General features: G+C 49.8%; 14 protein-coding genes and 1 tRNA gene. 14 read left to right on the plus strand and 1 reads right to left on the minus strand.

The genetic code is table 11. From position 1 onward, the window contains the following. Positions 1-15: 15 nt before the first annotated feature. From A8O25_RS11570 to A8O25_RS11630, 13 genes are all read left to right on the plus strand, one after another. Entirely contained in the window at positions 16-519 is a 504-nt protein-coding gene (locus A8O25_RS11570) for a hypothetical protein (protein ID WP_066834968.1), read from the plus strand. A gap of 91 nt (positions 520-610) precedes the next feature. After that, positions 611-1165 (plus strand): RNA polymerase sigma factor, encoded by a 555-nt coding sequence (locus tag A8O25_RS11575; protein ID WP_066834969.1) that lies wholly within the window; start codon positions 611-613, stop codon positions 1163-1165. A gap of 404 nt (positions 1166-1569) precedes the next feature. Beyond that, positions 1570-1872, plus strand: coding sequence for a hypothetical protein (locus tag A8O25_RS11580; RefSeq protein ID WP_066834970.1), 303 nt, complete (start codon positions 1570-1572; stop codon positions 1870-1872). Between the two features lie 2 nt (positions 1873-1874). After that, positions 1875-2291: a hypothetical protein gene (locus A8O25_RS11585; protein WP_066834989.1), complete on the plus strand. Its 417-nt coding sequence runs from the start codon at positions 1875-1877 to the stop codon at positions 2289-2291. A 165-nt stretch (positions 2292-2456) separates the two neighbouring features. Then, entirely contained in the window at positions 2457-2957 is a 501-nt protein-coding gene (locus A8O25_RS11590; RefSeq protein WP_066834990.1) for a hypothetical protein, read from the plus strand. Between the two features lie 532 nt (positions 2958-3489). After that, positions 3490-3789, plus strand: a complete 300-nt coding sequence (locus tag A8O25_RS11595; RefSeq protein WP_161947740.1) for a hypothetical protein — start codon at positions 3490-3492, stop codon at positions 3787-3789. 51 nt (positions 3790-3840) lie between these two features. Next, complete coding sequence (locus tag A8O25_RS11600) at positions 3841-4134, plus strand: hypothetical protein (protein WP_066834994.1); 294 nt, start codon at positions 3841-3843, stop codon at positions 4132-4134. Between the two features lie 127 nt (positions 4135-4261). Continuing rightward, the gene (locus A8O25_RS11605) at positions 4262-4585 is read left to right on the plus strand and encodes a hypothetical protein (protein WP_066834996.1); all 324 of its coding nucleotides are present in this window, start codon (positions 4262-4264) and stop codon (positions 4583-4585) included. 162 nt (positions 4586-4747) lie between these two features. After that, complete coding sequence (locus A8O25_RS11610; RefSeq protein ID WP_066834998.1) at positions 4748-4957, plus strand: hypothetical protein; 210 nt, start codon at positions 4748-4750, stop codon at positions 4955-4957. A 50-nt stretch (positions 4958-5007) separates the two neighbouring features. Then, on the plus strand, positions 5008-5496 hold the full coding sequence (locus A8O25_RS11615; RefSeq protein ID WP_066835000.1) for a JAB domain-containing protein: 489 nt from the start codon (positions 5008-5010) through the stop codon (positions 5494-5496). Continuing rightward, positions 5493-6233, plus strand: a complete 741-nt coding sequence (locus A8O25_RS11620; protein WP_066835002.1) for a recombinase family protein — start codon at positions 5493-5495, stop codon at positions 6231-6233. Before A8O25_RS11615 ends, A8O25_RS11620 begins: the two co-directional genes overlap by 4 nt. Positions 6234-6334: 101 nt before the next feature. Further along, positions 6335-6640, plus strand: a complete 306-nt coding sequence (locus tag A8O25_RS11625; RefSeq protein WP_066835004.1) for a hypothetical protein — start codon at positions 6335-6337, stop codon at positions 6638-6640. Between the two features lie 260 nt (positions 6641-6900). After that, entirely contained in the window at positions 6901-7464 is a 564-nt protein-coding gene (locus A8O25_RS11630; protein WP_161947741.1) for an HNH endonuclease, read from the plus strand. Here A8O25_RS11630 and A8O25_RS11635 read toward each other — a convergent pair. Further along, positions 7382-8665 carry a site-specific integrase gene (locus A8O25_RS11635; protein WP_066835008.1) on the minus strand — a complete coding sequence of 428 codons (1284 nt, stop codon included), beginning with the start codon at positions 8663-8665 and terminating at the stop codon, positions 7382-7384. The two genes, A8O25_RS11630 and A8O25_RS11635, sit on opposite strands and share 83 nt — an antisense overlap. A gap of 158 nt (positions 8666-8823) precedes the next feature. Here A8O25_RS11635 and A8O25_RS11640 point away from each other — a divergent pair. Then, positions 8824-8895 (plus strand) — tRNA-Arg (locus tag A8O25_RS11640). Positions 8896-9555: the final 660 nt, after the last annotated feature.

Here is a 9555-nt window from a genome sequence, read left to right on the forward strand (position 1 = left end):
TTTAAAACACAGATTATGAAGAGATTATTACTGATTGCTGCACTGGCGGCGACCGCACTCACCGCCCAGGCGCAGTGCGAGAAGACCAAGATTAAGAAGCGGGGCGAGACCTACCGGCTGCTGCCTACGCTGGCGGAGAACGGCATGATAAACGCCGTCAAGTCTTTCACACCGGCCAGCCCGAAGCTCGGCACCGCGCTGGTGACCTTCTACGTCACCGTACCGGAAAAGGCGGAGAAGCCAAAGTCGTTCCGCATAGAGTTTTCTGACGGCACCGCCTACGATGCGCCCGCGACAGACAAGTCTCTGGCAGTGTCTCCGGCAGACAGCGGCAAGTACCAGCTCAGGGCCAACATCTACTACCAGTGGGGCGTCATCGACCTGATGGACAAGACGATAACCAGCTACAGCATAGGCGGCCACAAGGTGACCCTGACGCCGCAGCGGGCCGAACGGCTGAAGATGGAGCTCTACTGCCTGAGCAAGTTCAACAACGTAGACGCCATCCTTATGGACTAAAGATTTTTTGAGGTTGACACCTGGAAAGGGCCACTGTTTTGCGGTGGCCTTTTTTTATGCCTTAGGAGAAGCAAAGCGGCATATATAGGTGATGAGAGACATAGTAGACATCATCACCGACTGCCTGACCCCGAAGATGCGGAAGGTAGTGATAGGCGCATTCCACAAGCGCTTCGGCCACAGCCCTGGCGACATAGACGAGTACATCCAGATGGCAGCCATCAAGGTGTACGAGCGGTTCAGGGACGAGCCAGACACCGAACGGCTGGACAGCCACCTGAACACCTACTTCTGCACCGCCGCCATAAACCTCTACATAGACAAGGGGCGGTACGAGCTGAAGCGGCCAACAGTGAGGTACGACGCCCTGGAAGACGCGCAGACGTTCCTGGAACCCCTGTCGGTACAGGAAAGCCCATACGAGGAGGAAGACCAGACAGACTACAACCTAGCCCTGCGGGTGCTCAAGGAGCTGCCAGACGAGTGCAGAATCCCGCTGGAGATGTACGCCGCCGGTGACTCGTACCAAGAGATTGCAGAGCAGCTGGGCTGGAACCTGAACACCGTAAAAGTGCGGATAAAACGCGGAAGGGATTTGTGTAAAATAAACCGCGAAAAGTTGCGAAAACGCGAAAAGCGGGAATAAAAGTGTGATATATAATTAAAACAAAGCAACACAATGAAAACACTTTACGACATCGCAACCAAGGACCGGTACACCTGCTTCTTCTCTGGAATATCAGTAGGAACAATCATCCAACTAGTAGCTAATCTGGTATGGTAAGCGCGCACTGGGAAATACCGTTCACCATTATTTCATTCTATCTCAAAAGAAGGAAACGCAGACCAGCCAAGTTAGCGGCGGTAGTAAAAATCGGTAAAATGCAACGGATAATATGATACTGAGACTGGTAATTGACGGCCAAGAGAGAGCCTACGAACTGACATACGACCCCGACCACCGGCTCACCTCAGCTGAAGAGAAAGAGGCACTGAACGCTTCCATAATGGAGGACATAAAAAGAGCAATCGCGCAAGCGGCCCAAGAAAATGACTAACGAGCAAACAACAACCCTAATCGCAGCCATCTACGCCGACAAACAAATCAGAATGGCACCTATTACGCTTAGAGAAGCAGAACTGGCCGAGGCACTAACGATACCCGGCCAAAGCATTTACACCTTTGTGACCTACACCCTGAAAGGAATTGGCGGACTTACACCAGACAAGATGTATCACTCTGTTGGCTTACGGAATGATGTCTACCTGAAAAGGGCTATAACAGAATTACAAAAGGCGCACATCCTATCGCTAGGTTTTAATTTGGATGATTTAAAAACGGAGAACGACTAACGATGAACTTAACAGCAGCAGAACTAATAATAATACCCCTAGCCGTAATCGGTTTCTTCGCACTCATCTTATTCATATACCTACAGTATGAAAGCAGCAGGGACAACAAAGCCGCCCGCAAACAGCGAGAAGAGTGGGCGGCCAAAGAACAGAAACTCCTTACCAAAGGAGCAGAAGGACTGACAGAGATTGAGATGTACCAGTTAGAAGGTAAAGGCAGAAGGTTTTACCACTTAGACGGCGGGCCGGTATTCCCTACACAAGAAGAGATAAACGCACAAGAACTACAAGAGGTAAAACACCTACTGAAAAACGTTGAGCAGCAACTGAACGAAATCAAAGCTAATACTGACCGAAGACCAATAACTGTAGACAATCTAATAGATGCAGTAGATAATATAACGAGGCAATACAGCTAAGACTTCACTCCCGCTCTACAGTATAACATAAGAATCTTGTGACATTGATTTATTTGTTTTTTTAGTTTGCTAAGAGGCCTAAGTGTAGTGACTTAGGTCTCTTTTTTTTTAATCTAACACCCGCAAATAAGTTTATCTTTACATTGCACATAAATCTATACATAAATGAACTACCACACTATTGAAATAACAGAACCATCAGCAAACGGCAGCGATACGCTTGCAGTCGGCTTATACATTGAACATGAATTCGAGCATTTCAAGAAAGACACCAAAGAGCTGAAAATCTACGAGGATTCTATTGTAGACGGTACTCGAAAACGCATACCCAGCACACTACCCCGCAGTCGCTATGACATCAGATATTTTGAGCAAATAGAAGACGAACAACAATCATATTTGTTCAAGGGTTTGTTCATCGCAGTATATGAGAAAGACGGCAGATTCTACGAGAAGTATTTCAAGACAGACAACGACGCCCATAAATTCCTACATGACAATACTGGTCTAATGCCATTGGCCGTAGTTACGCCAGATGAAGGGGTAATCCCTTACAAAATAGATGGCAGTGACTATCCGTTCAAGGACAAGCTAGAAGCAGCGGCAAAGGTGTTAAACTACCAGCTTTTCCATGTACAATTAACCCCTAGAAGATTCTCACACTAAAACATCACAGCAGTGACTATAAGGAAGCCTTGGGCGTAATGTCTGAGGCTTTTTTATGCCTTTTTCGCAGCGCTTGGTGAAGAGGATTCCTTAACTGATGTAGATGCTAATAAAGCTATCCAGACAAGCCTGGTGCCTACCATTTGGGCCCGAAATAAGCTTTTTGCATTGCCTTGTGGCGAAAGTAAAGTTTCCTTTACATTCATTCCGCCTAATATACTCAGCCAAACGTCCCTCCTTGCCTTCCCAATCCCCGACAGCGTCGTTTCGTCATAGTGTCGTTGCGTCATACGTCGCTGTGTCACATACACTTACATCCTAAATGTCTTGAACGAGCGACCCTGCCTTTTAGGATTCCGCCCCTCCCCTGTGCAGCGTTGGTAAGTTGTTAGTAACTATTTGCTAAAAGGCTACATCGGTGTCTCGACTTCTACTATCTTCGGTATGTTCAACAGCCACTAAGAATAGTGCAACTAATGGACGGAAACCTTAACCATATAAGATAGTGAAAAACGACGACTTCATTAACAGAATGCTGAAGCGGCCAATAGCCACAATCACACTCAGCAAGACGCAGATTAAGCAGGCAGTTGGAAGAGCTACCAAGCTGGAGCCCTCAGAGATTGGTCAGTTCTCTAACACTAAAAAGGTCTACATCCATTGGCCCCTAGAAAACAAGCCAAGCAGAATAGAGGTTGACCAAGTAATCATTGAGCTGAGGAAGCTGACCAACCACAACACAGACAGCATCCACTCCTACACTGAACGCGGCAACCTAGTGATACTGATTACACCGCAAATCTCCTACCCCATCCAACTACTCAACAACTAAACAATCAGAGGGCTGCCAATGCGGTGGCCCTCACATTAAAAGCCCACCACAATGAAACTTAAAGACTTCACCATCAACAGCAAACAGGACGTAGTAGACTTCTTCATCTACGTAATGAGGGACCTGAAAGTGAACTTCCACCCTGACGACACCTTCCACAGCACCATCAATGCAGACACCAAGGAAGACACCTTCACACCTGAAGAGGCCGACCACCTAGACGCGATAGTGAATGAGTGCTGGACCTACTGCCAAGCCAACAACCTAGACATCTGCAATGTGGCTAACGAAGTGTTCAGAATGATTTACTACACAAGGAATCCGCAGAACAACGTCAAGCACTAGCAGCAGAGAGGGCTGCAATTATTTTGCAGCCCTCTAAAAATAATTCAATTACAGAGAGCCAGCGGATCAGTTTATCTGCTACACTCGAGACATCAATCAATCACTAACCATTTAACCAACTACAGCTATGGCTAAGAACATCACTACCACCCAAGTACAGGCATCAAACTTCAAATCGGTATTCGCCGCCTACCCTGAGCTGCGCTACGATTTAGCGTTCCTTACCAACGACAGCAGAGACCTTATTGTTCAGTTCAGGGTGAGGAACCACTTTACTTTCGATGTGGCAAAACAGGGCAGGGTGCTGTCTGCTTGGCTTGGAGAGAAGGTCGGACAGTTCAGACAGGTGATATTCGACGAGTTCGACGGCGGCGTAATCATCATCTACAAGGCCGAACGCAACACCAAGTACGAGCTAATAAAAGACCCTACCCTGACCGCAGCAGAGTAACAGCACCTACCCTAAGACAAAGGCCGCTCAGCAATGGGCGGCCTTTCTTGTTTGTGCTAACAACGTTAGCAAGTTGTTGGTAACTTTTTAGTAAAAGGCTAGAACGGTATCGCGGAATTCTCCTATACTCGCTTATCAATTAAACATAAACCCACTACCACTATGAGTACAGAGAGAAAACCATTCCTTGATTTCGACACCATTGATTTCAATGGCCCAGACGGGAACTCCTACTATCTGATGGCGCTTTGGAGACAGCGCGCACAGGAAGCTGGCTGGACAAAAGCAGAGATTGACCAAGTGCTGAAAGAAGCCAAGAGTTCAGACTATGAGCACCTAGTACAGACCCTGAAAGACAACAGCCGCGGCTAAACCAACCAAGGAGCCATTTAAAAGGTGGCTCCTTCTTAAAGACCAATACAATGAAGAAGCGAGTATTCAAACTATCGGAGGTAGACATCACAGCGGTTGGTGAGGTAGAGCTGACCTACAGGAGACACCACACTGAAGAAGCACCCATCCTACGCAACGTCAAGGTGACCTGTTCAGACGACATCAACAAGTTCCTGCGTAAGCGGATGGAGAAGCACATTGAACACACTGAGGGATTCTACGCCCTCTACCTCAACAGGAACAACTACGTCTTAGGCGTCTACTGTGTGAGCATGGGCGGTGTGGCAGGAACTGTTGCTGACCCAAAGATAATCCTGCAGGCAGGGCTATTGTTAAATGCCTCTGCGGTTGTAATTTCACACAACCACCCCAGCGGTAACCTAAAGCCGTCAGGCGCAGACGCCGCCCTGACTAGGAAGCTACAGGAGGCCTGCAAGTTGGTTGACATAGCTTTGCTAGACCACATCATCATTACGCCCGAGAGCTACTATTCATTTGCTGACGATTGCGAGTTATGAAGTACATAGAATACTACCGAGTAAGTACAGAGAAACAGGGACGCAGCGGTTTGGGTTTGGAGGCCCAGGCCGCTGCGGTCACCGCTTACATCAAGTCGGTGGGCGGCGAGTCCATCAACAGGTTTGTGGAGGTGGAGTCGGGAGGCAGCAAGGACAAGATAAGCGCCCACCAAGATGTTACCATTGAGAAGCTGCTGAAGCGCAGGCCAATCCTGTTGCAAGCCATCAACGAGGCGCAGGCCACAGGCGCCACCATCATTGTGAAAGAGGCAAGCAGGCTCAGCAGGTTCAGCCTGCTGATAAACTACCTGATCGCCTGCAACATCAGATTCCTCTCAGCTGACTCACCGCAGGACGACGAGATGTTCATCCGCTTGCGTACCGCGTTCAACGAGGAGGAGCTTAAGAAGGTCTCTGAGCGGACCAAGAAGGCGTTGGCCGCTAGGAAGGCGAGGGGGTACAGCCTCGGCAAGCCCGAGAACTTCAGCTCAGAGGGCAGGGCCAAAGGCGCGGCCAAGACCTCAGAGAACGCCGCCAAGTCAGAGACCAACAGGAAGGTGCTGAACCTGGTGCGGCTCTACAAGGAGAAGGGCTGGACGCTCCAGCAGATTTGCGACGAGCTAAACTCGCTGGGCTACAAGACGCCTAGGGGCAAGACGTTCCAGACAGGCAGCATTGCGATGCTGCTGAAGGGCGACGAGAAAAGGAACGATGAGCGACATTACCCTATAGTATAAGTTTGGTGGGCGGGTGGGACTTCTTGTGTGGTTGGTTGTATAAGAGTTAAATCCCTAACCCCCTTTTGTACACCGTAACATACACAGGAAAAGCAATCTCTTTGAACGACGCCTACTCGCAGCATTGGCGCAAGTCTAAGGCGACTAAAGACCTCATCAAGCAGAACCTCGCAGAGCTTATCAAGAACGCCGTTTTCGGCTCCGTCACCAAGTTCCGTCTGGACCTGAGGTACAACACAAGGCTTGACGTAGACAACACAGTGACGATGGTAAAACTCTTCGTAGACCAGCTCAGATACCTCGACGTAATAGCAGACGACCGCAGGACGATATTCACCGGCTTCTCGGTCACATACGACAAAGACCTGCCACAGCAGACCTACCAATTTACAGTCATACCCCAATAGGAGAAGGCCAGCCCACCAGCTGGCCCTTCTTTTTGGCGCCCACCAAGGGATTCCCGGATTGGCTACACTCGCGGTTTAACCACCCCGCAGACAGTATGCTCAGAAGGTACATAAACAGCATCTTGCAGCGTTTAGGGCTCCACCACCGAGACGAAATCCCGAAACCTGACAAACTACTTACGGGAGGCCCGGACTCGGTACGGGAGCCCGAAACGCGAAATGTCGCTTTAAACTTTCCTGCCCCGGCGCCATATAATGGTATGGCAGAAGAGTGGAGAGAAATAATAATAGAGGGCCAGGCAATACCGGGCTACAGAATTTCGAGCAGAGGGGAAGTTCTCAGCACTAAGTACAAGGAGCCGAGAATACTGAGGCCTGGGCTGAACCAGAAGGGCTACGCGCAGGTGTCCCTCAGGAACGGGGACAGGTACCAGAAGTGCCTTGTGCACCGGCTGGTGGCAGAGGCGTTCATACCCAACCCGAACGGCCTGCCGATAGTGGACCACATCGACACAGACCCGCTGAACAACTGCGTAGAGAACCTCAGGTGGGTGAACGCCAGGACGAACATGCAGAACCGCAGGAAGCGGCTGGAAGGGAACACTACGTCTGTGTTTGTTGGCGTACACCAGGTCGCTACCACAGGGCGGTGGGTGGCCAAGATATGCTACGAGTACAAGAACTTCAACCTCGGCACATTCGAGACCGAGGTCGAAGCCGCAAAGAAGTACGACCGGGCGCTCATAGAGATGGGCTTTGAGCCCGCGAACTTCCCAATGGAAACCTACCTACCAAAGCGTCGTTCACATCGTCTAGCTTCTTAGTCCTGAAGTTGGACAGGTACTTCTGCGTAATCAGAAGAGTGGAGTGGCCGAGGCTTTGGCTTATGGCATACAGGTTGACGTCACCGTCCAGCAGCAACGACGCATAAGAGTGTCTTGCTGTGTGGGAGGTGATGTTTGTCTTTATGCCTGCCGCCTTCTGTACGTCCTTCAGGTTTCGGTTGTAGACGATGCTCTTCTTGTTGAGCCTTACGTACAGCGCCTTGCCGATCCTGCTGAAGTCGTTCCTGTGGTCTACCGCGGCAAACTCCTCGTCGTCCAGGAACGGGAACACAAACCGGTTCCTCGAATCCTTCTTTGACGAGAGCCTCTCTATGGTTTCGCGCGCAGACTCGCCCAGACGCGATACGGGCTCCACCATCGGCCTAAGTATCTCCACCAGGTTGTCGTTCAGCAGAATCGACATCTGCCTGCCTGTCTTAATCATCTTGTACTCCAGGCGACCGTCCTGAAAGTTGTTCCACCTCAGCACCAACAAGTCGCTTATGCGCATGCCCTGCGCGAACAGCTGGAACAGGAAGGCGCTCCTGTGAGTGGCCACCCTCCTGTCCTGAATGTCGGCATTTATGATTTGCTGTAGCTGCTCGGCGGTCAGGCTGCTCGGCGTCTTGGTGACTGCCGCCTTCAGCTCTATGCCCGCGAACGGGTTCCTGATGTAGTTGTGTACGTTGGCCTTCACCGCCTTGCCTATCACCGACTTGACTACTTTGAGGTAGTGGTCGGCGGTGTCCGCCTCCATGCTCAGGTAGAAGTAGCGACGCATAGAGTACACCAGGTCCTCTGTGATTTCCTTGAACCTCAGGTCGTCTTTCTTCTTTTCCTTCAGGTAGGACTTGACCTTGGAAAGAATCACACCGTACTTTATTTTGGTGCCCTCGTTGGTCTGCCGTTCGATGAACTTCTCGAAGAACCCGACGAAAGAGGATGCCTTGCTGGCGACTGCGTTCTCCTCGTACTGCGCCTTGACCTCGGCCAGCTTGGCGGCCACCACCTTGTTGATGTATTCGTAGTCAACCTCGTCAGTCTCTTTTACTTTGGAGTGCTTGTCGTCCCAATGCCTTGCCAGCACCTTCTGCTCTGTGCTTACGTAGATGGGCTTCCTGTTCTCAGTTACCCGAATTTTTATGATTCCAGCCGAATCTTTTTTGTTCCGCTGGTACAGGACTGCTTGTATAGTTCTCATAGCGACGTATATTTGTAAGGCAGTATAGCCGGTACCGCCTTAAAAACTGTCGCACACCGTCGAAACGAGGTAGAAACATTTGCTAAAGATGTGCCGAAGTTTCTACCAGAAGCGGCGAAACATAAAGACACAACTTGCTGATTATCAGCAACATATATGGCCCCGTAGTTTAATGGATAAAATAGAAGTTTCCTAAACTTTAGATATGGGTTCGATTCCCGTCGGGGCCACAAAACGGACAGGGAGTACGCCAACCGTGTACTCCCTGCCCTTTCCAACCTGCCGGCAGCGCTTTATTTAGGTTTACATTCCCAGTCATCTCCTGACACCTTCTTAGAGCTTGTTTACATTTTGATTTTGCAAGCGAAACCGGGGAGCGAAAGGTTCTGGCGAAGCGTTTTTTGAGCAGCATACGCTCCGCTATGGTGCGAGTCAACCGCGAAGTCAGGTTCTTTTGATACCCGTTTGCAGCGCAAAAGGCAAATTTAAACATGCTCTTAGCTACTAGCACAAGATCTCCCGGTGCTTCTCGCCTTTTGAAGCGGCCATGACCGGTCTACTGCTTCACCAGTGAAGGCCTACTAGCCTGTAAATTCAAAAGCAGGGTAAGCAAAAAGCTGTTTCTCCCCAGCCAATTTTTTTGTTCGTCATAGCAGTACCGGTACACCAAGCCAGCCCTCCCGCCTGCCACACCAGGGCTAATTATAAGCTTTCTCAAAAGCACCTCCATTTCGCCTCCCGGTTATATCTCTGGTCCCTAGCCTGCTTTCTGTTTTTGGCCCGTTTTTCAGCAATACTTCGGACAGTTTATGCTGCGATTCTGCCGAAGTTAAGGACACAGTCTGTTTTGTCCTTGTTATTTAAGTGGCTTTTGTCAAAACCGAACACGG

Origin of the sequence: Rufibacter ruber (assembly GCF_001647275.1) — a bacterium.
GTDB classification, from domain to species: Bacteria; Bacteroidota; Bacteroidia; order Cytophagales; family Hymenobacteraceae; genus Nibribacter; species Nibribacter ruber_C.